The organism is Bacillus songklensis (assembly GCF_042649685.1).
Classification (GTDB): Bacteria; Bacillota; Bacilli; order Bacillales; family Bacillaceae_H; genus Bacillus_BA; species Bacillus_BA songklensis.
Window position 1 is genome coordinate 320057 of the sequence record NZ_JBHRZT010000052.1, and the last position, 23553, is coordinate 343609.

The 23553-nt window shown below is 41.1% G+C and carries 23 protein-coding genes and 1 riboswitch; of the genes, 5 read left to right on the forward strand and 18 right to left on the reverse strand.

All coding sequences use genetic code 11. The features are described 5' to 3' along the window. Positions 1-59: 59 nt before the first annotated feature. Positions 60-103, reverse strand: a riboswitch (PreQ1 riboswitch). Positions 104-342: 239 nt separating this feature from the next. From ACFOU2_RS12930 to ACFOU2_RS12995, 14 genes are all read right to left on the reverse strand, one after another. Beyond that, a complete protein-coding gene (locus tag ACFOU2_RS12930) occupies positions 343-690 on the reverse strand; it encodes a hypothetical protein (RefSeq protein ID WP_377915750.1) in 348 nt (115 codons plus the stop codon). A 181-nt stretch (positions 691-871) separates the two neighbouring features. Then, positions 872-1636 carry a TadE/TadG family type IV pilus assembly protein gene (locus ACFOU2_RS12935; RefSeq protein WP_377915752.1) on the reverse strand — a complete coding sequence of 255 codons (765 nt, stop codon included), beginning with the start codon at positions 1634-1636 and terminating at the stop codon, positions 872-874. Next, a complete protein-coding gene (locus ACFOU2_RS12940; RefSeq protein WP_377915754.1) occupies positions 1633-2082 on the reverse strand; it encodes a TadE/TadG family type IV pilus assembly protein in 450 nt (149 codons plus the stop codon). Before ACFOU2_RS12940 ends, ACFOU2_RS12935 begins: the two co-directional genes overlap by 4 nt. Then, positions 2057-2746 (reverse strand): hypothetical protein, encoded by a 690-nt coding sequence (locus ACFOU2_RS12945; protein WP_377915756.1) that lies wholly within the window; start codon positions 2744-2746, stop codon positions 2057-2059. Before ACFOU2_RS12945 ends, ACFOU2_RS12940 begins: the two co-directional genes overlap by 26 nt. Before the next feature lie 18 nt (positions 2747-2764). Then, a complete protein-coding gene (locus ACFOU2_RS12950) occupies positions 2765-3625 on the reverse strand; it encodes a hypothetical protein (protein ID WP_377915758.1) in 861 nt (286 codons plus the stop codon). Positions 3626-3919: 294 nt separating this feature from the next. Beyond that, the gene (locus tag ACFOU2_RS12955; RefSeq protein WP_377915760.1) at positions 3920-5254 is read right to left on the reverse strand and encodes a hypothetical protein; all 1335 of its coding nucleotides are present in this window, start codon (positions 5252-5254) and stop codon (positions 3920-3922) included. A 124-nt stretch (positions 5255-5378) separates the two neighbouring features. Further along, positions 5379-6755, reverse strand: coding sequence for a VWA domain-containing protein (locus tag ACFOU2_RS12960; RefSeq protein WP_377915761.1), 1377 nt, complete (start codon positions 6753-6755; stop codon positions 5379-5381). Between the two features lie 160 nt (positions 6756-6915). Continuing rightward, positions 6916-7122, reverse strand: coding sequence for a hypothetical protein (locus tag ACFOU2_RS12965; protein WP_377915763.1), 207 nt, complete (start codon positions 7120-7122; stop codon positions 6916-6918). A 106-nt stretch (positions 7123-7228) separates the two neighbouring features. Continuing rightward, positions 7229-8167 (reverse strand): type II secretion system F family protein, encoded by a 939-nt coding sequence (locus ACFOU2_RS12970; protein WP_377915765.1) that lies wholly within the window; start codon positions 8165-8167, stop codon positions 7229-7231. Positions 8168-8170: 3 nt separating this feature from the next. Beyond that, the gene (locus ACFOU2_RS12975) at positions 8171-9097 is read right to left on the reverse strand and encodes a type II secretion system F family protein (protein ID WP_377915767.1); all 927 of its coding nucleotides are present in this window, start codon (positions 9095-9097) and stop codon (positions 8171-8173) included. After that, a complete protein-coding gene (locus ACFOU2_RS12980; protein WP_377915769.1) occupies positions 9094-10443 on the reverse strand; it encodes a CpaF family protein in 1350 nt (449 codons plus the stop codon). The genes ACFOU2_RS12975 and ACFOU2_RS12980 overlap by 4 nt, the downstream gene beginning before the upstream one ends. A gap of 199 nt (positions 10444-10642) precedes the next feature. After that, the gene (locus ACFOU2_RS12985; RefSeq protein ID WP_377915770.1) at positions 10643-11803 is read right to left on the reverse strand and encodes an AAA family ATPase; all 1161 of its coding nucleotides are present in this window, start codon (positions 11801-11803) and stop codon (positions 10643-10645) included. A gap of 18 nt (positions 11804-11821) precedes the next feature. Next, positions 11822-12589 carry a Flp pilus assembly protein CpaB gene (gene cpaB, locus ACFOU2_RS12990; RefSeq protein WP_377915772.1) on the reverse strand — a complete coding sequence of 256 codons (768 nt, stop codon included), beginning with the start codon at positions 12587-12589 and terminating at the stop codon, positions 11822-11824. A gap of 984 nt (positions 12590-13573) precedes the next feature. Beyond that, positions 13574-14026 (reverse strand): DMT family transporter, encoded by a 453-nt coding sequence (locus ACFOU2_RS12995; protein ID WP_377915774.1) that lies wholly within the window; start codon positions 14024-14026, stop codon positions 13574-13576. 344 nt (positions 14027-14370) lie between these two features. Between ACFOU2_RS12995 and ACFOU2_RS13000 the strand changes: the two genes are divergently transcribed. Continuing rightward, the gene (locus tag ACFOU2_RS13000) at positions 14371-15090 is read left to right on the forward strand and encodes a 3-ketoacyl-ACP reductase (RefSeq protein ID WP_377915776.1); all 720 of its coding nucleotides are present in this window, start codon (positions 14371-14373) and stop codon (positions 15088-15090) included. A gap of 278 nt (positions 15091-15368) precedes the next feature. Here ACFOU2_RS13000 and ACFOU2_RS13005 read toward each other — a convergent pair whose 3' ends face one another. Beyond that, positions 15369-15497: a DUF6254 family protein gene (locus ACFOU2_RS13005; protein WP_377915778.1), complete on the reverse strand. Its 129-nt coding sequence runs from the start codon at positions 15495-15497 to the stop codon at positions 15369-15371. Positions 15498-15596: 99 nt separating this feature from the next. On the opposite strand from ACFOU2_RS13005, the gene ACFOU2_RS13010 reads away from it, so the two are divergent. From ACFOU2_RS13010 to ACFOU2_RS13020, 3 genes are all read left to right on the forward strand, one after another. Beyond that, the gene (locus ACFOU2_RS13010) at positions 15597-16190 is read left to right on the forward strand and encodes a CPBP family intramembrane glutamic endopeptidase (protein ID WP_377915780.1); all 594 of its coding nucleotides are present in this window, start codon (positions 15597-15599) and stop codon (positions 16188-16190) included. 144 nt (positions 16191-16334) lie between these two features. After that, a complete protein-coding gene (locus ACFOU2_RS13015) occupies positions 16335-17405 on the forward strand; it encodes a hypothetical protein (RefSeq protein WP_377915782.1) in 1071 nt (356 codons plus the stop codon). Positions 17406-17469: 64 nt separating this feature from the next. Further along, positions 17470-17895 carry a YkvA family protein gene (locus ACFOU2_RS13020; RefSeq protein ID WP_377915784.1) on the forward strand — a complete coding sequence of 142 codons (426 nt, stop codon included), beginning with the start codon at positions 17470-17472 and terminating at the stop codon, positions 17893-17895. Between the two features lie 161 nt (positions 17896-18056). On the opposite strand, the gene ACFOU2_RS13025 is transcribed toward ACFOU2_RS13020, so the two are convergent. Both ACFOU2_RS13025 and ACFOU2_RS13030 read right to left on the reverse strand, forming a co-directional pair. Beyond that, positions 18057-18932, reverse strand: coding sequence for an alpha/beta hydrolase family protein (locus ACFOU2_RS13025; protein ID WP_377915786.1), 876 nt, complete (start codon positions 18930-18932; stop codon positions 18057-18059). Positions 18933-19324: 392 nt separating this feature from the next. After that, the gene (locus tag ACFOU2_RS13030; RefSeq protein ID WP_377915788.1) at positions 19325-20680 is read right to left on the reverse strand and encodes an amino acid permease; all 1356 of its coding nucleotides are present in this window, start codon (positions 20678-20680) and stop codon (positions 19325-19327) included. Positions 20681-21206: 526 nt separating this feature from the next. Here ACFOU2_RS13030 and ACFOU2_RS13035 point away from each other — a divergent pair. Next, positions 21207-23348, forward strand: a complete 2142-nt coding sequence (locus ACFOU2_RS13035) for an ATP-dependent Clp protease ATP-binding subunit (RefSeq protein WP_377915790.1) — start codon at positions 21207-21209, stop codon at positions 23346-23348. 18 nt (positions 23349-23366) lie between these two features. Here ACFOU2_RS13035 and ACFOU2_RS13040 read toward each other — a convergent pair. Beyond that, positions 23367-23553 (reverse strand): hypothetical protein (locus ACFOU2_RS13040; protein ID WP_377915792.1); only part of this gene is annotated, 187 nt, incomplete at its 5' end.

A 23553-nucleotide genomic window follows, 5' to 3' on the forward strand; every position in this document is an offset into this window, starting at 1 on the left:
GTTTCGTTTGCTGGTCGGCTGAAAGGCTCCCCTGCAGGGCAGGATGAGCCTTTCAGCCGACTGTCTTAGTTTTTTATAGAGGGAGTTCGCGAACCTCTCCCGTGCACGATGCACGGATTTTCTTCTTCAATTATTCATCTATAACAAGTATGTCTGTTCATTTCTCTTCATTTATATGGATTTATCACAGAAAAATCCCATAAATCCTCAATTTTGCATAAAACCGCTGTACAACAGGGTTAATTCCCCATGCAACACTTTCATACTATATCATAATTTTTTTAGAAAGACTACACATATATAAATCCACGTAATGAATTCGGCATGGCCGCCTTCTTTGTACTATTGGATTTGATTGGCATCATATATATCGTTGATTTGCTTATTCATCTCCTCATTTTTTTGTTCCAGCTGTTCACTAACCTTCGATGCTTTTTCGGGCGTTAAGTTATCCGGCCAATTTGAAACGGCTTCCTCTACTTCTTTTCCCATTCCTTCTCCTTCTTTATAAGGACCGGCATATTTCCCCGGACCCTCCTTGGCCATGTCTTCCGCTTTTTCGGCAGGCTTAAATTCTTCTTTTTTCTCCTCTTTCACAGGCTGTGCCGCTTCCTGCTGTCCGCCGCAGCCAGTTAATATGGCTAAACAGCTTAACGAGACGGCCATGCCTTTCCACGCTTGTTTGATCACTTTTTTAAACCCCTTTATCATAAAAATTCTTCTCTAGAATTTTGTGTTTCCATATCGATAAGTTTCCAAAAAAATGGTTGATATTTTTTCTTTCTTTGACATGAAAGAAAAAATTACAAAATATGGTTATTGTTAGTCAAAAGAAAAGATAACCATGCGCCGATTATCTTTTCATCTTTATTCAATATTCACGAGAAGAAAAGCCACTTAAATATTTAATAAACTTCACTTTCGGCCCCTCGCCTTTTTGCTTTACTTCCATTCCGTCTTCAGGAAATAAATTTTCAAAAATGGCTGGCTTATAGGTACTGGCGGTTTTGATTTCAATTCGGTTTTCTTCATTAAAATATCGTATTGCTGAGGAATCGGGCTTCCCGCCGTTTTCTTCAATAACATCCGAGACGGTTTGCAGCAGCCCGTTGACCGTCTCCTCACTTGTCAGCGCATTCTCTAATTCAGCTTCAACGGTTCTTTTGCGTATCCCGTTGTTAGCTGTCAGTTCATCGCTTAATACTTCATCAACTGCTTCAATCCGGGCTTCATTCGGTGTGTACTTAGAAGACTCATCTAGAATCTCCTTTGTCCGCTCGTCAATTTGTTCCCTCAAACTTTTCTTTCCAGGTATTATATCTACTTCGACAGAGACTGCTTCAGCCGGTTCTACTGCCTCAGCAGCCGCTTCCGGTTCTGTTATGCCCGCTTCCACCTCAGCCTCTTCGGGTTTTGACAATTCGCCATCTATGTTGCCAATTGCTCCATCTACTTTCTCATAAACATAGGCAGTGGCTGCAAGGCTTGCCTGCTCCGCGGCAGATGAAGCCTTATCCTTAATATAAAAAGCTTTCACAAAGCTTGTTAGCATCAGAAACATAACGACAAGCACACCCATAAGACAAACACTCAAAAGCATGATGTTCCCGCGTTCATTCTGGAAATACTTTTTCATTGGATCACCCTGCTTGTTGCTTCTTGTTTGATGGGAATCGCGGGAAGGCCTTTTCTCATATCGGCAGGCAGAAAAACAAGCTCCACCTCTGTCTGCATGACAGCTGTAAAATCTGGATCCCCGGAGTTATTTACTGTGAACGAGCCTGTTCGGATGCTGCTGCCGACCTTACTGATCACATCTGACGCTTTTGCGGAAGCTTGCCCCGGATCTTCCGTTACCGCAAACACTTTCGCCCCTTCATTAACCGCTGAGTGGGTCACGATAAGGGCATAACCGACAACAAGGAACTGCCACAGCATCACAAACAGAAGAAGCAGCAGCGGAACCATACCTAAAAACTCAATGGATGCTGACCCTTTTTCATTGGTTAATCTTTTTTTCCATAGTCTCATAGCCTTCACTTCCACTATCACCTGCTTATTTTGCTTGAAACACCAATTCATCGTGCCATTCTCTCACATTTAAAGTAGTGAAGATCACAACGAAAGGAAAGATAATCATATTCACAACTGCTTGACTTAATATAATAGCCAAATAGCTCGTTGTCACAGTAGCAACCATATTCATTAAAACAAACCCAATCATAAATTCGACAAGGGCTGTAAGTAAAACAATAAGGAAAATGGGGAAAAACTTTCTCTTTCCTAAGCGGAAGGTAACTTTCCATGTTTGACGAGCCGGTTTCCCTGACATAACAGTCATATATGGAGTTAAAAATAATAATACGGCAGCGATGATTCCAGGAATAATAAATAACAGCATTCCTGTTAAAACGACCGACACATAGCAAAGACCAAATAAAAACATAGAAAATCCGTATTTCAAAAAGATGCCGTAGGATTTTTTCAGTCTTCCCTCCTCCCCCTCCAAATCACTTAAAGCAAATTGAATGAACGGGAGTTGAGTAACAATGCTGAATAATAACATATAAACACTATTGGTAATATCCCCCACAAAAAGAAATGGTGTGTTAGAAGCTGCTATATAAACCTGGTTAACAATTAAAGTTTGAAAAAGAAAAAAAGGAAGTAAAACCGTAAGGGAGAGAAGGAATATGTGTTCAACATTTCGTGTATAAAGCTTAAAACTCTCTTTAAAGGTTTTCAATGTTTATCCCCCTTCTTCTTAATTCCTTAACCGCGGAAAACCGTCCACTTTATAGTGATAATCATTTCTTCTCTTTCCTAATTCGATAAAAACATCCATTGACAGTTCACCGCGCTTTTCAGTGATGACTTTGCCATGCTCATCTTTTTCAAAGGTTAGCATGGATTGATCAAGTACTTGGCGGACAGATGGTTTCGTTTTCTCTGTCAGCATGTTATATAATTCCCTGCTGTTTATTGCTGCCGCCCCTGTTCCCCGGCTTTCTGCCTTTTGAAGGAAAGATCGTACGATATCAACGTCATCAAATGTTTCAAATTGGATTTTTCCTTCTTCATACACCGTCTTATTATATTCCTCTAAGCAGCGTACCGCTTTTTCAACATCTTTGGCTGTTAAATAACCTGCCTCCTCATATATATGGTCGTCTATTGCTTTTAACTCATCGAATAACGAATGAATATATTGACGGCCTTCCAGCTGCTTTTCAATCATCTCTTTTACGCGGTTCCAGGATGACTGTATCTCCTTGACTTCGTCCGGCAGCTGCTTCTCAATATCAAACATTTTTCTTTGCATGTCTTCAATTAAATGGATAGGTTCAGACAACTTCTTTCTAATGTCCGTTTGTGTACCAAAAGCAACGGAATTATATGTTTCCATTGAACGAAATACGACCTCGGCGATAGACCGCGGGACAACATCCCCGCCCTTATCCAACACTAAATACCCAACTGTTTTGTTTGAACGGAGATAACGGACAAGATGGTAAAGGTCTCCCTCGTGCTTATAAAAATATGTGTTCAAATGGGCGTACTCAAACCATTTTTTGTATTTTTTCATTAGGCTTCTTATTTTTTCTGTCTCTACAACTTGTAACAAACCAAATAAACTCCTTTACTATATATATTCCACTTAATAACTCGACACATCTTCATTCAATCAAGAGGCATCACAATCGGTGATCCAGACAACTTGAATTCGCCCTCAAGGGTTCACCTATGCGGTTGGCGCCAACCCCGCAAGGGGGGTGCCAGCCGCTTAGGTCTAGAAAATTTGGCATGGCCGTTCTTTGGTCAGGTCGAATTTTCTAAATCGATCTATATAGAGAGATTGTGTCTTATTATTCTATCATCCTCGCCCAATAGACTGGCAGCTGGAATGAATTAGAACCTTTTAGCCTTTTCCAAAACCGAAAAGACTCTTTGCTCCATTCCACACATTAGAGATACCATCTTTAATTTTTTGGCGGTTTTTAATGAGTTTTGTTACTCCTTGTACAGCATAACCCGCAACAAATAAACCTCCCCCAACAGCCATTAATCCTACACCTGCTGGAGTCATCATTCCCATTGTTCCTATACTGCCAACCATTTCACCAACACTGCTGATGGTTTTCCCGATACTTTCTGCTCGGTCATAGCCGTCTTTAGCATCAATAGCTGCATTAACGTTTTTCCATGTTTCATAACCCGAGAACGCTAAACCGACCGCTCCCATTCCAATGCCCACTTTTGGGATGACACGAGCGGCACCCGAGAAATATGCTTGATCTGCAGCATTTAAGCCTGCAAGTGCATCAATTCTTGTTTGAGGCGCCCGCGTAAGGGTTTTTAAGAACTGGTAATCAGCAAAATTGTTATATGCATCGTACCCTTTGTAAACTGCTTCTCCAGCTTCTACCGCATCTTTCAGCCCCGGAACATTAGAAGATGACACTTTCAATGAAGAGATCAAAAATTCCTTCCAGCTCCCCGATCCTTTTAAACTGGCTAATGAATCCGCATTTTGTCCGCTTAAAACCTGAAAATATTCACCTTTTACCATATCTGTACCAAGAGCTACCTGCTTGACTAATACATCATTCACTGCATACTTGAATCCATCGTACTTAGTAAAACCATCAGCACCGGGATCATAGGCTAAACCGGAGGAGTTACCTTGATGTTCGTCGCCCTTTGTGCCATCACCACTATGAGTATCCCCTTTTGTCCCTTCACCCTGATGTCCGTTTCCGCTGTGGCTGTTCCCAGTTGTTCCGTCACCTTGGTGTCCGTCACCGCTGTGGCTGTTTCCCTGGGTTTCGTTGCCTTCCCAGTTCTTCTGGTCAGTTTGGCCTTGCATTTGCCATTGGTTGAATTGCCATTGCTGAAATGCCCATTGCTTTGCTTCCCAAGGATCGGAGCCTGGATGTGCCTGCATGTACCATTGCTGCATCTGCCATTGGTCATTCGCCCACTTTTCCGCTTCCCATGTGGATGCATTCGGGACTGTTTGCAAATACCACTGCTGCATCTGCCACTTCTCAGCCTGCCATTGCTGAATGTTCTTGCTCCCTTGTCCCTTCCATTCATCAAGCTTCCATGGCGGGATTTTGTTTCCCCACGACTCTCCCTGCCATGGCTGCACTTGGGCAAATGTTAGAATAGGGGCAAATTGCAACAACAAAATAAACATCACAAAAAACAGTGCTATTCCCGACCTGACGCGCCGCTTTTTCATTTTCCCCACAGCCTGTTCCCCTTTACCATTCTTTGTTTTTAGCAAGTTATATTGTATAAAGACCTATTTATAAGGACGAAATGTTTATATGCATTGTTGTGTTTATAATAAACTTCCTGTCGAATTAAAGAAATTACTGATTGGTGTTTTTCTTAACCTTATCGGAAATCCCATCTGTCTGTTCAAAATATTCATCACTGTTTTTATGAATAAGACCTGAGTAAATATCGTAAGTTGTTTCTTCAATTACATTAAAATAAGGTTCATAAAAATCTAAAAGGGCTACTTTCTGATCCCAAGTAATTTTTTTCATTTCAAACAAATAATCTAATGATTGGTTATAATTCATTCTTTCCTCATATGCTAAATCCTTAGAGGTAAGTCGGTATTCATTAATAGAATCATAGTTTGTCATTTTGACATTAAATGCTTTATCGCGCTCTTTTCTTGCCCACTCATACCAATCCGAGGCATCCTCTTTTGCCTTTTCAAATTCCTTCGTCAATTCGTCCTGATTGGCAACGGAGGCATACGTTCCACCTGATGCAGATGCAACTTTCTGCAATTGTTTTTGCCCCTCGTCATCCACATCAAAACCTATAACATTCACTACCGGTGCAATTCCTGATTCTCTTAACTGCTTTGCTGCTTCCACTGGATTGCCGCCGCATGTTTCAATTCCATCACTTACTAAATAGATAATGTTTTTGTTTTGCTCTCCTTGAAATTCGCCCAAATCTTTCCCGGCTTCTTCTAACGATTTTGCAACAGGCGTCCATCCTGTCGGCTGAAAACTTGCTAAAGCGCTTTGAAGCTGTTGTTCATTATATGTGCTCACTGAATAGACAAGCTCACTGCTTTGACATGAAAGAGCTTTATCTTTATCTTCGTTGCTTCCTTTATGGCCGTAAACGCGCAGCCCTACTTTTGTTCCTTGTGGAAGCGAGCTTGCAAAATCACGTATAGCTTCCTTTGCCAGTTCCATCTTGGTCTTGCCGCTTACTTTCCCGGCCATACTGCCGCTTGCATCAAGAATAATTTCGACGTTATAGCTTAGTTGAGTTTGCTTTTGCTGTGTTTGTTGAGATGAAGAACCTTCAGTACTTCCTTGTTCAACATACTGAGGAGGGGTTGGATAATCCTGCTTATAAAGTTGCACAAGTTTGTTATATGCAGCTTCTACTTGCTCTTTATTTGCTTTTTCCGGTAAAGCAGGAAATTCATCCAGCTTACTCTTAAACTCTTCTTCACTTGCTTTAAATTGCTTACCCGCCATTTCTCCAATAGGATAAGCTAATACTTCCTCATATGTTTTGGGCGCCGCCGGGGCATTATAAAAAGAATCCATCTTATTTGTTTCATCCTGGCTTTTCACTGTCTCTACCGCTTCATTGTTTTCTTTTGCGTTCGTGGATTCTGTTGCCGATTCTTCTTTCCCGCAGCCAACCGCTAGAGCGACGCTTAAAATAGAAAACATAAGAGCGCTTTTCTTGGTCCATCTGTTTCGCATGTTTTTTGATCTCCTTTTTCAAGGGAATAGATTTGTAGAAGGGAATTGACCTATAATAGCTAAAAACATTAGTTTTATGTTTTTAAACGAAATCGACCGTCATTGAAATCTTTAATGTTATAGGATTTCACATAACGGTCGATTTCGTGAGGTTGATTCATTATTCACCGCCGATTTTTTCTAAGAACCCACTGAACTTGTCTACAAATGTATCTCCTAATCCTGCACCGCTCATTGCAGTCGAAATTACACCTGTTAAGATCACAATGATTGCTGCAATGCCGATCCATTCAAGAGACTGGGAACCTCTTTCGTTATTCAAATATGATTGTACCTTTATACAAGCTTTTGTCATGAATTTTTTCATTGCTTTTTCCTCCTATTATCCATTCAAATTTTTAATCTAATAACCCATTACATTCAAACACCGTTTTGCGAGGAATCACCTCCTAAAATGGTAAGCGGGTAATAGCTTATTCAAACATTTTTAACACGCTGTTATCACCAAGGAACATATTTAATATCATCAATCCTGCAATCATCATGATGGCCGCAGGCGTAATGACGAAAGTAGTAATAAGCGTAATTTTCGGTGATGCCTTCGCTGCTTTTTCCTTCGCCTGTTCTTTACGCATCACGCGCATGTCCTCTGCCTGCATTTTAAACGTTTGGGCAATCGGGACACCAAGGCGATTCCCCTGAATGAGCGATTTAATCAAGGTCTGAAACTCAGGATTATCGTTTCGTCTTAAAAGCTCACGATATGCCTCTTCCCTCGGAACCCCCAGTTCAGTTTCCTGCAAAAAGCGGGAGAACTCTTCCTGAAGCGGGCCTTCAAAGAAGCGGACGATTTGTTTTAATGCCTCCTCTAGATGGACACCCGCCTGCAAGCTGACACTGACAGTATCCAAAAAGTCGGGAAGGTCATAGCGGAGTCTTTCCTGACGCTCTTTCCCCTTATTTTTCACATACAGAATCGGGAGAAAGTAACCGATTAACGGCATGAAGAGCAAGCCGAAATGAGCAAGCGGAATACCAATGACAAAGGCCATAGCCGCGATTGTAAGTCCAGCAATTGCAAAGAAAATTTTGATTCCTTGAAACCGCTCGACCGTTAAATCAAACGGATACCCTGATTTCCGCAGCCAGTCCTCCACATCATGGGGCTCACTGAAAAAGTTAAGGCGCTGTCCCATTGACGAAAAGTCATCCGCAAACTTTGTCAGCCGCTTAATCGTACGTTCTGCAAATGCTGCTTTTTTGCGAAATTGATGTTGATTCTCTAAGTGCATGGTTTCTTGCACATGCACGACCAGCTCTTTTTTTTCTTGCTGATACACATAGAGATGGCGCAATCCGATACCGATAAACAACCAGAATAAAATGACCGAAATAATAAGTAATGCATCCATGTTTTACACCTTTATGTTGGATACCTTTCGAACGAGAATAAAAGCTAGAACCGTTGCTCCTAAGAAGAACAATCCTAAGATCGCTCCCGGAACGGTCATGAGCGGCTTTAAAAAGCCATCAATGATTTGATTCATCATTAGGACAAGGAAAACAGGTAAAATGGGTAATAAGTACGAAATATAACGTTGTTCGGCTGTCATCGTTTTAATGGATTGCAAGAGAAGCTTACGTTCTTCTAATGTTTGGGACATTTCATCAAGCACGGCATAAAGATTGCCTCCCGCTCGCTTTTGAATGAGAAGCGTAGCAATAAATAACTGAAACTCCCTCGACTTATGGCGCTTTTGCATATCTTTTAATGCTTTTTCAAAGTCCACTCCCAGCTTGAGCTCCTGTGATAATCGCTGAAACTCTTCCTTTGCAGGTGATGAGACTTCCCGAGCCACTAAATCGGCTCCCTGATAAATCGTCATCCCCGCCCGGACCGAGTTACCGAGCAAGCGGCACACTTCTCCAAGCTGATTGTTTAAGCGTTCTTCGTATTTGTTTTTACGAAGCCAAAAAAGGATATAGTAAGTAGCAATGACGGCAATGATACCGATGATTGCTCCAAGAGCATAGGTGAGACCAAACATACTGTTGGAAAGAACGGTAATGGCCATAAATGCAAGCAGCAGCATCCCGAGAAACTCGGATGGTGTAAGCGGAAGGTTTGCCTGCTGTAATTTTCCTCTCAAAGGCTCGGCATATTTCGTTTGATCGAAGCGGTCGCCGAGCACAACGAAAAAGCTTTTTCGTTTCTGGCGCTCGCCATACCATCCTGTTACACGCTGCTTCCATTGACGTTTTTCCGCCCGATAACCGAGGTAGCTGTATACTCCCCATAATCCGAATAAAACAGCTAAACCATAGAAGACAGCAGCCGTCATACGCTCACCTCCATCTGTTTAAAAAGGGATTCATCCATATCGACTCCGTATGTTTGCAAGCGGTGCAGGCATGCAGGCACAATCCCCGTCGGCGTGAAATACCCTTCTACATCCCCGTTTTGAGACATCCCTGTACGCTTGAACGTAAAGATTTCCTGAATACGGGTAGAACCATTCCCCTCGGTTGCAATTTCTGAAATGGAAATGATTTTCCGCGTACCGTCTGTTAAACGCGTAGCCTGCACGATAAAATCAAGGGCCCCGACGACGTATTCGCGGATGACCTGGCTTGGCAAATCCATTCCTGCCATGATGACCATCGCTTCAACACGCCGCATTGCATCAGCTGGTGAGTTAGCATGCACGGTTGTTAGAGAACCTTCATGACCTGTATTCATCGCTTGAAGCATATCAAATGCTTCCGCACCGCGGACCTCTCCGACAATGATTCGGTCTGGCCGCATCCGAAGTGCGTTTCGAACGAGCTGGCGAATCGTCACTTCCCCGCGTCCCTCCACGTTGGCAGGGCGAGCCTCCATCCCTACCACATTTGGACGGTCTAATCGAAGCTCAGCCGAGTCCTCAATGGTGATCACCCGTTCTCCAAACGGAATGGCACTAGCAACGACGTTCAGCAATGTCGTTTTGCCGCTGCCCGTTCCTCCCGAAATCAGAACGTTCATCTTCGCCTTAACGATGGCTTGCAAAAATTGCCCCATGTCTTGGCTCAAAGAATTCAGGCCGAGTAAATCTTCCAGCCGGAACGGATCTTTTCGGAATTTACGAATCGATACGAGCGTTCCATTTAAACTGATGGGCGGAATGACGGCGTTCACACGGCTTCCATCCGGCAATCGCGCATCAACCATTGGCGAACTTTCATCAATACGACGTCCGAGAGGTGCTACGATGCGGTCAATCACATGACGTACGTGCGAGTCATCCCGAAAGGAAACATTTGTTAGTTCTAATTTACCTTTTCGTTCGACATATATCTGTTTATGTCCGTTGATTAAAATTTCGGTAATCGAATCATCATGAATCAGCGGTTCAAGCGGTCCGAAACCGACTGCTTCATCTAAAATCCTCGTTAGCAGCAATTCTTTATCTGTCCTGGAAATAACGACCTTTTCTTCCGTCATAAACTGGCTGACAAGCTGTTCAATGCGCAGTCTCATTTCCCCCTGGGACAGCCTTGTGAGTATCTCTAAGTTCGCATCCCGTAACAGTCTTGCTTTATAATGTTCAGCCAGTTCGTCTAAATAAGGCTGGTCATACGTGGTAAGGGTCATCGCTTTTGTTTCTTTTAAGACTTTTTCTTTTCTCTTTTCAAATAATGAAGCCATTTTGGCTGCCTTCCTCCTTTCCTCGCTGAAATCTAAGAAAAGCGCAAGCGCCTTGGTCAGCTCGTGAAGGAAATAGGGATTGACCCATAAGGCGCTTTTTGCCTTATGAGGGCAATCATCTTTTCCACAGCGAGCTAGGCGCTGGAGCTAGACACCAGTACTCATCGAAAAAGTTATACTTTCTTACCTTTGGATAATGTTACTTCAACATGGAAAGAACCCATTTTTGAACATCCTTGGCAAATGGAATGATTTTCTTTTCATTCGGCTGCTTGCGGATTGGTTCTCCTTTATTCAAAGCCGCCTGCACACCCTTTAAATCGCGGCGAATTTTTGCAGCTACCGGATATGTGACGAATTGTTTTAAATCATTCGGCTGCAATTCGTTGTCTCGGCCGACTTCATTTAAGACCACTTCCATTCGGTTTTCCGTGTTGATTCCAAGTCTGATGAATAATTGCTCCACTTGCTGCAGCACTTTTAATGAAAGCGTATTGAAATTCAACACATAGTAGATTTTATCGGACTCTTCCAATGCCGTGTATGTCACGCCGTTCATATGGGACGGAAGATCCACAATCACGAAATCATAGCTGCGGCGGCATGTACGAAGGAGTTTGGCAATAAACTCTTCTACAATGGTTTCCGCTACTTCCGCATCTGCCGGACTTAATAAAATCTCCAGCTGCGAATGTTTTTCTTTTTGTGAAACGTTACGAATGTGACCTTCATTCATCTCTTCGGCTACCGGCAGCAAGTCGGCCAGTGAACGGTTCGATTCAATCGTTAACACGGTTTCAATCCCGCCGTATTGAAGGTTCAAATCAAGTAAAATCACCTGGGCGGTAGATTCCAGTTTCAATGTTTGGGCAAATGAAGAAGCAAGAAGCGTTCTTCCCACTCCTCCCTTCCCACTGTAAAAAGAATAAATTTGTCCGCGGCCGCGTTTATATGTAACTGTCGTCGCCGCCTCTGATTCCTGCTTCTTTTGTTCATTGACGATATGAAGCAAGCTCGGGAAACGCCCCTCAAATAACGTCAGTTCATCCGGAAATACGAAGAAATCAACCGCTCCGGCTCTCGTCGCACTTCTTAATAGATTAAAATCTTGATAGCGTGCCACAAAAATGATAAGAGTAAGAGGATTTAATGATTTGATATAGTGGATTAGTTCAATGGATGAGTCATCTTCGGGCTGAACGAGAACGACCACTTCCGGCGCTAATCGGTCTAATTCCATGGTAACATCACCCGGCTCTAGCACATGAACGGCAACTTCAGGGCCTTCAACGATTAAACGTAATTGATCAGTAATAGAAGACTGATCGCTGACAATGAGTAATTTATGATTTTGGCTCATAATCGCTCCTCCAACGTCTTAGTTTGTCTTTGCAGGCTGGGCAGGTTGTGCAGGGGCTCCTTGTGTTGGAGCTGGCGGTGCTGCCGGTTGCTGAGGATTCACCGGTTGAGATGGTTTAGGGGCAGAAGCCGGCGCTGCCTCTTCTTTCGGCTTTTCCTGTTCTTTTACTTTGTTGTCTTCCTTACCGACATTTGCCTTTAAAATCCTCATGCTTTCGGCATAGTTTTGCATATGTATTAACTTCGGCGCATCTTCCTCGCTCACTTCGACTGCCACACCCGTAAACTTTTTGCCTGGCGGCACAGCTGAAACAAGAACATCTTTCATGAATACTTCTGTTTTCGGCTGATCACCGACTTTATGGGAAACGATGATGTCTATACGGTCCAACGCGTCGACTTCCTGATCAAAATGAACTTTTTCATTTTCAAAGATCGCCACCAATCGGTTATGTTCGTTCTGGACATTGGAAACCGGCTTTAATACGTTTTTCGTAATTAAATCACCCTTGGACATCGGCACGACAAACACTTTGTTCACCAAGTCACGGACATCCGTTACATGAGAGTCTGTCACGAAACGGTTCGGCAGCTCAATGGTCGTCACTTGATTAGGTTCAATGGGAGTTCGTGATGCCACATCGGTTGCTGCTACATACACTTTTGTACGGCCCCCAAGATCTGAGTTTAAATCTTTTATTTTTCCTAAAAACAACACTCCTGCCGTGATGGCCAATAAAAAGGATAAAGATAGAAAAATGATGGCTTTACGCTTCGACTCTAGCATGAATGAATACCTCTCTTTGAACATTTGTTCACAATTATGTCAATTTTATTATATAAATCCCATTTAATTTTTTAACCCCTGTCACGGGTCCTTCTTCTATTTGCGCCTTTCTGTTTTTTCATCTTGAACGAGCTTACAAAGGTTCTCGTATAAGCGGCTGACAAGAACCCGCAAGGGAGATTGCCGACCGCTTATGCGTAAAGAATTTGACATGGGCGTTTTTGGCTCATGTCAAATTCTTTATGTGGATTCATATATGTAAAAAATTACTATATTCCTATAAACAAAATCAATGCGGCTCCGATTCATTCACCCCGTACTTTATCCGCCTTTTTCATTATTTTGTAACTTCTGAGTTTGGGTTTGGGTCAATAGTTCTAGTTCTGGAATAGGACAACATCTTTACACTTCTCCTCTCAAATTTCTGTTAAATAAAGGTAATTCCATTTATAGATAAAGCTTAATGACACTTCTTGACCCTCGAAATATAAATCTGAATATTCAGTAATATTACAACAAACCAGGAATTTAGTTCCTTTTTTCTTAATATTTTAATTTTTAAAATCACTTGTTTTTTACCTTGATAAAAAAGGTTCAAAACCCATTTTTATAAAAATATTCTAAAAATAGGGAAAACAATTCTTTTTCACTACAATAATTAGGTTTAAACGAAAAATAAATAAGGTATTTTTACCCATAGATAGAAAAAAATAATTAGACTCAAGCTTCGATAGTCCGAAAAAATGATAACAACTTCCAGACCTTCATTTCGACATTTTTCGCATTCCTTGCAAAGATAAAGTCCCGTATAAGCGGGACTTTATCTTCTGTCTTCAAAATCTTCGCTTCTAGTAAATGGTAAGTTAAAAATAATGTAAATTTCCATTACTTAGTGTAGAGTAAATTTCTCACATACTTTCAGCAAAATATTGAAGAGAATAAAATGGTGGTCCCCCTTCCCTCTTCCGGCTGTTCAAATGAAACTCAAATCGCTTTCGATCCGCCCTTAAAAATCAAATAAAGAGCAATAAATAAAAGAAAGAGGCCTAATAGTCGTGAACCGCCCAGCGAAATACGCGGGTTGCCGAATAACCCGAAATGGTCCAATACCATACTGATTGCTATTTGTCCCACAATAGCCGTTACAATTGTCGTACCGACCCCAAGCTTTGGAACGGATAGAACTGACATGCCGACATAAAGCGCTCCGAGCAAACCGCCAAGCAAGTTCCATTTCGGAACCCGAAACATCGAAACAATGTTACCTTTTCCAAAAAACAACATGATAATGCACAATGCCAACGTTCCAATAAAAAAAGAAACAAATGCTCCTTCTATTGAGCCTATTTTTTTCCCCAACGTTCCATTGACAGAGGCCTGGATACTCATTGCGCCCCCTGCGAGAAACACAAATAATACAAGAATAAATTTCTCCATGTTCTTTTCCTTCTTCCTTTGTCGTTTGCCCCTTACAATTCGACAATGAAAAAGGATTTCCTTTTCTCTTATAACAAGAATTTCATCTGTCTTTTTGGTTCGTGTTCAATGATTCCCTTATGTCCCTTGTGTTTCCACTTTTTGTTTTAAAAACTTAACTAAGACTGGTAGAAGCGGAAAAAATCAGAAACATTGTTTATAATCACTCCCCGGCTATTGGGAAATGCATCCACTAACATACGTTTTGACTTTAAACATCCCTCTAGGCATAGTTTTTGACATGAATGGAAATGATTTTGTAGGATAGTATTCGTTCTTTAGATGAAGAAAGGAGAGGTATACATATGGCACAATCATTAAAAGGAAAAGTCGCTTTAGTAACAGGTGCCGGTAAAGGAATCGGCCGCGCTGTTGCCATTGCTTTAGCGAAAGAAGCAGTAAACGTCGGGTTAATCGCCCGGTCTGAAAATGACCTGCAAAAAGTAAAAGAAGAAGTGGAAGCACTCGGTGTGAAAGCGGCTTATGCTACAGCGGATGTTTCTTCGATGGAAGAGGTCAACCAAGCAGTGGAATCGCTCAAAGGAGAGCTTGGTTCAACTGATATTTTAATCAACAATGCCGGAATCGCTAAATTCGGTAAGTTTTTAGAGCTTGACCCTCAAGAGTGGAAACAAATGATTGACGTCAACTTAATGGGTGTTTACTATGTGACACGCGCAGTACTGCCGCAAATGATCGAGCGTAACAGCGGGGATATTATCAATATTTCCTCAACGGCCGGTCAAAAAGGAGCTCCAGTGACAAGTGCGTACAGTGCCTCTAAATTCGGGGTCCTTGGCTTAACAGAATCACTTGCCCTGGAAGTACGCAAACATAACATTCGCGTCTCTGCGCTCACACCAAGTACAGTGGCGACCGATCTAGCCATCGAACAAAACTTGACAGACGGCAATCCGGAAAAAGTGATGCAACCGGAGGATTTAGCGGAATTCATGATCGCTCAGTTAAAGCTTCATCCACGCGTCTTCATCAAATCTGCAGGCTTGTGGTCAACTAATCCTTAATCAAGAAAAGTGAAGCAAGCTGCCCATGCCCATAGGGAACTGGAACCGCCGACGAGAAGTCGCTTTTTGACTTCGTGGGAGGTGGTGAAGTTACCGTAGGGCATAGCTTGCGGAACTGGACAATAAGAAAAGCGCAGCAAGCTCGTTTAGCCCCATAGGGAATTGGAGCTGGACAATTTTCAACGCGCAATTTAAACTTTCTGAACGTAGAACCTCAAAAGGACCTTTCCGTATGCAGTTTGCTGGATCGACAAGTGAACGGAAAGGTCCTGCCTTTTCTATTTTTTGGTTTGAGGCGTTATATCTTCCGCTAATTCCTCAAAAGACTTTACTTTCCCATGCGGGGGATTTTGTGATTGTTTTCGAACCGTCCATTGACGCTCTTGTTGTCTCTTAGATTGTGACATAGATGGGTCATCCTTTCATATCAAGTAAATGATTCTTTTACTAGGATGACACACACGATTATAATTATGCTTAAACCATCCTTGAAAGGATTTCCGTGAATGATTTCGAGAAAATACGTGTACTTATTGTTTTTGATGATCCATCTTGGCTTTTTTATCAGTTTTACCGAAAAGAAATGGTTTTGGTTTTTCTTTCCCGTTTTATATCTACTACTTATTAGTATAGCGATGAAAGCGGGGATGCCGCGAAAACTTTCCTCCAAAGAATTGGCAGCAGGGACATTATCGGGACTTATCCTATATGGTATCTTTGCTTTTGGCCATTGGGTGCTGTTGTTTCTTCCCTTCCCAATAGAAGGCTATGTACATGGCTTATACGAATCCATCGGCCCTAGGGAAGGGTGGCAGCATGGGCTTTTATTGCTCGTCATTGCAGGAGAAGAGCTATTTTGGCGTCTTTTTGTCCAAAAACGGCTACTGGGTGGGGGAGATATGACAAAGCGAATTCTACGGGCAACGGCTCTATATACAAGCGTTCACCTGTACTCCTTCAATCCTTTACTTATCATGGCCGCCATCACAGGCGGTATCTACTGGGGATGGTTGCATGAAAAAACAAACAACATATATGTTTCCATCGTGTCACATCTTGTGTTTGACCTATTTCTTTTATATATTCTCCCGTTTGAGTAAAAGCGGTTCCGGCTGCCACCATCAAGCTCATGGGTCAGCCCTTTTGTCCCTTTCCAGCCTAAAAAAATGAATTTTGCGCAACTTTTTTTCGAAGGCAGCGTTTAACATTACGGAAACGACATTTTAACTATTGGAGGAATTTGTATGAACAAATTGGTTCGCTTTTTGTCCGCTTCCTGTTTAACAGCTATGATTTTGTCACCTGCTGCTGCATTCGAACCCGTCCATGCCCAACAATCTACTGTGACCGCAAACGATCAACTTATCCGTCTCTTTGAACGAAATTTAACGTATCAGTTCAATGGAAAAAAGGCAGAGAAAACAGCTTTTCTTACTTATAGTCAACAGCATCCCTATTCATTCTATCTACTTCCCGACTATGTATTTAACAGTGAGAAAGGGAAAACGGACACTATTTTTTATAAAGAAAATAAAAACCACTGGATGAAGATGGAACCTCTATCTCCCAAAACCGACTGGAAGAAAGTGGAGGAATCGGCGAAAAAAGAGCTGAAGTCTTACGGACAGCGCGTAAAACTTATAAAGCCTAAAACATCTTCTCCGTTTTTAGAAGATGCAGTCATTTATCAAACAAAACGTAAGCATATGGCTACCACCGTTTATCTCATTAAATCCGGCAATGTGCCTCTGAAATTGATGGTTCACACTCACCATATCCTTCATAACAATCACTCATCAGCGTTTCTTGAAATGGCCAAAACCATTGATGAACATCCTGTATTTGTACGACCTGTCCAAACTACCTTATCTTTCATGGAAAATGGAAAAGAATACAAACAGCCCGCTTCTTTATACAACAGTACGAATCAACCTTTCTCCATGTATGTGATGAAAGATTTCAAAGCAGATCCTGAAGAGCCTGGAAAAGACCTTGTCTACCATCAAAAAAGTCCAAGTGTCAACATGAGAATTGAACTCATGAACACTCAAGCGGATTGGAAAATGATTGAAAAGACGTCGATTCAACAATTAAAATCTGTAAATGAAAAGGTTCATCGCCATATCTGGGGACAGCCTGACCCAATGCTGGAAGGAGCTGTTATGCTTCATGCAGACAATGAAAGGGAATGGGTGCAAATCATCTTGCTGCCTCACCATGAAGTACCGATGAAATTAACGATTCGTTCCACAAATCAACTCCATTCTGTCGCTCATTTCCTTGCAATGGCTAAAACCATTGAATTGTCACATTGATTGAAATCTTTTCCGTTCTTTAGGTATACTACTTTTAAACAACATAGCAAAGGACGGAGAAGTTATGTGGACAAAACAAGATCTAGAAAAAGTATTTATCAAATATAAACCACAGGCAGAAAAACTGCTTCAAAATACTGATAAAGTGAAGCATCTGCTTCAGCAGGCCATCGATAAAGCAAAGAAAAATGATGGAATCATAGGAGAATCCGTACGGAACCTGGAACTAACATTTGATATGTTTCGCGATTGGTTAAAGGGCGACTACCGAGATGTACCGACCCGCTCTCTTGTGACGATCGTTGTGACACTTCTTTATTTCGTGTCCGTTGTTGATTTTATTCCGGATTTTCTGATTGGAATCGGCCTTGTTGATGATGCGGCTGTCATTGCATATGCCGTGAAACAAATTCAAAAAGACTTAGACAAATACAAACTATGGAAGCATGAGAAAAACCGACTGGAACACATGACGATTGATATGGAATAAAAATGAGGGTGTCCCGAAGTACAAAAAAACGTACTTTTGGGACACCCTCCTGCGATGAACCATCATTAAAAATCCAGGAAGATCAAGGATTTTAGTGACAGTTCATTACAGAAAAATGGATGATTGTTATCCTCTGGAGGCTTTTGAGTCGGCATCATTTTTCACAAAGCTTTTTGTAAATGGGAAGCAAACCACCGATCGATTTCCTGATTGTATTCATTAAAATATTCCTGTAATGGGTGGTTCGCTCCTTCATACAATACATATTTATGTTCTTTCTTCTGTTGCTTTAATTGTTTTACTAACTTTTCAGCCTGTGTGTAGTGAACTTTTTTGTCTCCTGTTCCGTGCAAAATGAGTAACGGTGAATGAATCTTATCGCTCCAATAGACGGCTGAACGACTTTTGTATTTATCCTGTTCTTCTTTTGGGCTCCCTACCATCTTGCGCAGTTCTTTCTGTATTTTCGGACGGCGCTGATCATAAAATTGAAACATATCTGTTATGCCAGAGACAATTGCTACCGCATCAAACTGAATACCGTTCTTCATTAACAAATAAGTCATCATCCCGCCTCGTGAATACCCGATGGCCACTTTTTGGTTAGGATTAACATAAGGAAGCTTTTCTGCCAGGCGAATCAAATTGATGACATCATGAATATCATCTCCTCCATATGTTTCGACTCCTTCACTTCCGCCGTTTCCGCGATATTGGGTTGTCACCACTACATATCCTTTTTTTGCCCACGACGATAGATACACCAGCTTGTTACGATTGACAGCACCGTAATCATGCATTCCGCCGCGACTATACACAAGTAATGGAAGTTTTCCATCTATCTCTTTTGGTTTAAGCAAAAATCCCTTTATCTTTAGCCCATCGCTCATATATGTAATTTTATGGATGTCCACATTACGAGCATATGGGGATTGAAAATGTACCTTTTCTCTAATAAAATCCTCGGGTTTTGCAAAAAAAGCAGCTAAGGCTACCACCACGGCTACTACTGCAATGACCAAGCTGAACTTCTTCATTCTATGTTCCCCCAATGATGAATAAACATCTTGCTTTTATATTTTATGTTGATTCCATTGTGCCCTATCTTTTAAAAATTTTCCTCCATGTGAAAAAACAGTCTGTTCCCTATATTAATACTTTCCCTTTTTTGGGACATCGGTCTAACTTCCCTGATTAAAAAGAACATAATGATGAAAAGAACCGTCCTATGAAATCTGATAAAACAAAGATTTCAAGGACGGTTCTTTCAATTAGCTGCAGTTTACATTGTTCTTTAACAGAATTCTAAAAAATCCCCATTTAATGTTATTTACTTAAAAAGTCCCCTTGATAGAAAGATAGTGGTTAAACAGCTTGTTAATATCCATTGCGCATTAATCCTGATTCATTTGCAACACGTTCTTTCCTGTTATATTTCGCCGTTTTTTTCTCTTTGGTTTCTATTCACGAAAGAAAGCGTAGTGAGTAACAATAATATGACAAGGCAAACTGTAGAACCGATGATATTTTCTTTATTAAAGATAAAAGAGATGAAGATAATCAATAAAGATACGATTGCTAATATAGTTGTGTATGGGAACCATTTTACCTGGAAGAAGGGTTTCTCCTTATAATGGGAACGGAGCTTTAGTTGAGCTAAACAAATACTCGTCCATATTAATAGAATCGTAAAACCAGGTATCGTCATCAAATAGCTGATGACTTGATCTGGAGTCATATAAGCTAAAAATACTCCAACCAATATACAAATGGCCGTTATCATGAGGCCGTTTATCGGTATTCCTTGTTTAGAAATCTTTAATAGCCGTTTTGGAGCTTCACCGCTTTGAGCCATTGAATATAACGTTCTGGAAGTCGCATATATACCAGAGTTTGCCGCTGATAAAACGGCTGTTAAAAGAACAAAATTCATGATATGAGCTGCTCCAGGCAGCCCTGTGATGCCGAATACTTGAACAAATGGGCTTTCTTCCCCCGAAACTTTATTCCATGGCATTAAACCGCATATAATAAGAATAGGAAGGATATAAAAAATAATGACTCTCCATACAGTTCCTTTAATGACTTTGGGCAATACCTTCTGGGCATCTTTTGTTTCTGTAACAGCGACACCGATTAACTCTGCCCCGCCATATGAAAACATGACGACTAAAAAGGCACTGAACATTCCTCCAATTCCATGAGGAAAGAACCCGCCATGTGCAGTGTAATTAGACAAAGGATCATCAATAGAACTAGGAATGATTCCTAATAAAATACAAATACCTAAAATAATAAAAGCGGTTAATGCGATAATTTTAATTCCTGCAAACCAAAATTCAATCTCTCCATAGTACTTCACTTGAAACAAGTTAATTCCGATTATCAAGACGGCACAAAGGAAGCTTAAAAGCCATAACGGTACAGATGGAAACCAATATTGCAAGAAGCTTCCTGCCGCTAAAATTTCGACAATAGTGACAATAATCCAATTAATCCAATAAAGCCATCCTACAATAAAGGATATACGAAATCCAAAAGCTTTATATACAAGATGCTGAACATTGTGGTTTGGATAGACAATGGCCATCTCAGCCAATGCCATCATCACAATAAATAATAGTAGACCTCCTAATAAGTAAGCCAAAGCAACACTTGGCCCCGCTATATTTAACGTATCTGCACTTCCTTTAAAAATACCCGTTCCAATCATGCCCGCTAAAGCAATAAACTGGACGTGTCTCGGTAATAAACCCTTCTTTAAATCTTGATGACTTTTTTCCATGTTGCTCCTGCCTTCCTGTTGCCAATATAAATGATGATTGTGTTACAAAACCAAACTAAACATACTAGAAAGAATAAGTAAAACAATAGTGAAAGACTGTTGAAACGAAAGTTGCTTTTTCATCTAATGAATTTTCTTCCCGCACTTTTTCACTTAAACGCTTTTTAGCTTTTATGCTTTTATGCAGTTAAGTGATAAATATATTTTTAGTATAATAGTACTCCCTCCTTCCGTCAATGAAGTTTCCATGTTTTATAGTGAAATGAACATGGTAGATTTTCCATATCAATATTCCTCTATATAAATCCACATAAACCAAACATCATCACTGTTCTTTAACATATCTAAATAGAAGAATATTCTTACCTAATTGATGATTGTCAATCATTATTTTGAATTACCATAAATTACCTACCTAAAATACTTGAAAGTCAAAAAAGGTCAAAGTATAATAAAGTCACAAAGGTCAAAGAAAGTCAAAGTCAAACACTAAAAAGATATTGAAACGTTAAGGGGGTCGTTATTTATGATTTGTCAAAACTGTCAAGAACGACAAGCAACTGTTCACTTAAATCTTCAATTAAACAACGAGAAACAACAATATCATTTATGTCATACATGCTATCAAACATTAAAAGCTGAAAATAAAATTCCGTCTGGATTTGGAGGTGGATTTATGAATATGTCATTTGACGATTTATTCAAGCAGCTGGCTGGTCAACATATGTCAGCGCAGCATCAAGGTGCGCAAGCAATTCAACCAAAACAAGGCGGCGGAATCCGCGGCGGTGGCTTTTTAGATCAATTTGGCCGCAACTTAACACAAGCAGCGAAAGCCGGTTTGATTGATCCGGTAATCGGCCGCGACGAAGAAGTGGAACGTGTCATTGAAATTTTAAACCGTCGCAATAAAAACAATCCTGTATTGATCGGTGAGCCAGGTGTCGGTAAAACAGCAATTGTAGAAGGATTGGCATTGAAAATTGCCGAAGGCGATGTCCCTTCTAAGCTGTTAAATAAAGAAGTGTATTTATTGGATGTCGCTTCATTAGTTGCGAATACTGGTATTCGCGGTCAATTCGAGGAACGCATGAAACAACTGATCGCTGAATTGCAGCAACGCAAAAATATCATTTTATTTATCGATGAAATTCACTTATTAGTCGGTGCAGGTTCTGCAGAAGGTTCAATGGATGCAGGCAATATTTTAAAACCGGCGTTAGCACGTGGTGAATTGCAAGTGGTCGGTGCCACAACATTAAAAGAGTACCGCGCCATCGAGAAAGACGCTGCATTGGAGCGCCGCTTCCAGCCTGTCATGGTACATGAACCAACCGTTGAACAAGCAATCGAGATTTTAAAAGGCATCCAAGGTAAATATGAAGATTATCATAGTGTAAGTTACACAGAAGAAGCCATTAAAGCGTGTGTCACATTATCACACCGCTACATTCAAGACCGCTTCTTACCGGATAAGGCCATTGACTTATTAGATGAAGCTGGCTCAAAAATGAACTTACAAGCCGGTGTAACAAACACAGATGATATCGAAAAACGATTAAAAGAAATTGCGGCTGAAAAAGAAAAAGCATTAAAAGCGGAAAACTACGAAGCCGCAGCCAAACTTCGTGATGAAGAAGCTTCATTAGAAAAACGCCTGCAAAACAAAGAGGAGAAAAAAGCCGTAGTCGATGTGGAAAACATCCAGGCTATTATCGAGAAGAAAACAGGTATTCCTGTTGGTAAACTTCAAGCAAATGAAACGACTAAAATGAAAAACTTAGCTGAAAACCTAGCCAATAAAGTCATTGGTCAAGGTGAAGCAGTGGAAAAAGTGGCAAAAGCGATTCGTCGTTCTCGTGCCGGATTAAAAGCGAAACACCGCCCAATTGGTTCATTCTTATTTGTCGGACCAACAGGTGTCGGTAAGACGGAATTAACAAAAACATTGGCTGAAGAATTATTCGGTTCAAAAGATGCGATGGTTCGCCTCGATATGAGTGAATATATGGAGAAACACTCTGTATCTAAATTAATCGGTTCTCCTCCTGGTTATGTCGGTCATGATGAAGCAGGACAATTAACCGAAAAAGTACGACGCAACCCGTATTCTATCATCTTACTGGACGAAATTGAAAAAGCGCACCCTGACGTTCAGCACATGTTCTTGCAAATTTTAGAGGACGGACGCTTAACAGACAGCCAGGGACGCACTGTAAGCTTTAAGGATACCGTCATCATTATGACAAGTAACGCAGGTGTCGGTGCGAAGAAAATCACGGTTGGATTCGAAAAAGCAAATGATGCCGTAAAACAAACATCTGTGCTTGATTCACTATCTTCATACTTCAAGCCGGAATTCTTAAACCGCTTTGATGCGATCATCGAATTCAATCACTTGGAGAAAGAAAACCTTGTGAAAATTGTCGACTTAATGCTAAATGATTTACGAGAAACATTAGCAGAACAAAACATCACGATGACAGTTTCACAAGAAGCGAAAGAAAAATTGGCCGAGCTTGGGTATCATCCGGCATTCGGTGCTCGTCCGCTTCGCCGCGTTATCCAAGAACAGCTTGAAGATCGCATTACCGATTTGATTTTAGATCAAGGTGAAGTGAAAAAAGTTACTGTTACCGTTGAAGACGGCGAAATTGTTGTACGCTAATAAGAAAAGTGAAGCAAGTCAAGTTACAGCGTTGCTCACGTCCTGTGAGCAACGCTGTAACCCTCGCCATCCATAGGGCATTGGAACTCCTGACAAAGAAGCGCTTTTTGCTTCTGAAGGAAGGAGTGAAATGACCGTAGGATGTAGCTTTCGCAGCTGGACAGCATCAACGTACAATTTATCTTTCTTATACAATGAAAAAAGC

What these genes read in the sequence shown, in the direction of transcription:
- cpaB (WP_377915772.1), bottom strand. Translation starts at nt 12,589, where the DNA reads ATGCTAGAGTCGAAGCGTAAAGCCATCATTTTTCTATCTTTATCCTTT.
- ACFOU2_RS12985 (WP_377915770.1), bottom strand. Translation starts at nt 11,803, where the DNA reads ATGAGCCAAAATCATAAATTACTCATTGTCAGCGATCAGTCTTCTATT.
- ACFOU2_RS13020 (WP_377915784.1), top strand. Translation starts at nt 17,470, where the DNA reads ATGTGGACAAAACAAGATCTAGAAAAAGTATTTATCAAATATAAACCA.
- ACFOU2_RS13010 (WP_377915780.1), top strand. Translation starts at nt 15,597, where the DNA reads ATGATTTCGAGAAAATACGTGTACTTATTGTTTTTGATGATCCATCTT.
- ACFOU2_RS13025 (WP_377915786.1), bottom strand. Translation starts at nt 18,932, where the DNA reads ATGAAGAAGTTCAGCTTGGTCATTGCAGTAGTAGCCGTGGTGGTAGCC.
- ACFOU2_RS12980 (WP_377915769.1), bottom strand. Translation starts at nt 10,443, where the DNA reads ATGGCTTCATTATTTGAAAAGAGAAAAGAAAAAGTCTTAAAAGAAACA.
- ACFOU2_RS13030 (WP_377915788.1), bottom strand. Translation starts at nt 20,680, where the DNA reads ATGGAAAAAAGTCATCAAGATTTAAAGAAGGGTTTATTACCGAGACAC.
- ACFOU2_RS12975 (WP_377915767.1), bottom strand. Translation starts at nt 9,097, where the DNA reads ATGACGGCTGCTGTCTTCTATGGTTTAGCTGTTTTATTCGGATTATGG.
- ACFOU2_RS13035 (WP_377915790.1), top strand. Translation starts at nt 21,207, where the DNA reads ATGATTTGTCAAAACTGTCAAGAACGACAAGCAACTGTTCACTTAAAT.
- ACFOU2_RS12970 (WP_377915765.1), bottom strand. Translation starts at nt 8,167, where the DNA reads ATGGATGCATTACTTATTATTTCGGTCATTTTATTCTGGTTGTTTATC.
- ACFOU2_RS12995 (WP_377915774.1), bottom strand. Translation starts at nt 14,026, where the DNA reads ATGGAGAAATTTATTCTTGTATTATTTGTGTTTCTCGCAGGGGGCGCA.
- ACFOU2_RS12965 (WP_377915763.1), bottom strand. Translation starts at nt 7,122, where the DNA reads ATGAAAAAATTCATGACAAAAGCTTGTATAAAGGTACAATCATATTTG.
- ACFOU2_RS12940 (WP_377915754.1), bottom strand. Translation starts at nt 2,082, where the DNA reads ATGAATTGGTGTTTCAAGCAAAATAAGCAGGTGATAGTGGAAGTGAAG.
- ACFOU2_RS13015 (WP_377915782.1), top strand. Translation starts at nt 16,335, where the DNA reads ATGAACAAATTGGTTCGCTTTTTGTCCGCTTCCTGTTTAACAGCTATG.
- ACFOU2_RS12960 (WP_377915761.1), bottom strand. Translation starts at nt 6,755, where the DNA reads ATGCGAAACAGATGGACCAAGAAAAGCGCTCTTATGTTTTCTATTTTA.
- ACFOU2_RS13000 (WP_377915776.1), top strand. Translation starts at nt 14,371, where the DNA reads ATGGCACAATCATTAAAAGGAAAAGTCGCTTTAGTAACAGGTGCCGGT.
- ACFOU2_RS13005 (WP_377915778.1), bottom strand. Translation starts at nt 15,497, where the DNA reads ATGTCACAATCTAAGAGACAACAAGAGCGTCAATGGACGGTTCGAAAA.
- ACFOU2_RS12935 (WP_377915752.1), bottom strand. Translation starts at nt 1,636, where the DNA reads ATGAAAAAGTATTTCCAGAATGAACGCGGGAACATCATGCTTTTGAGT.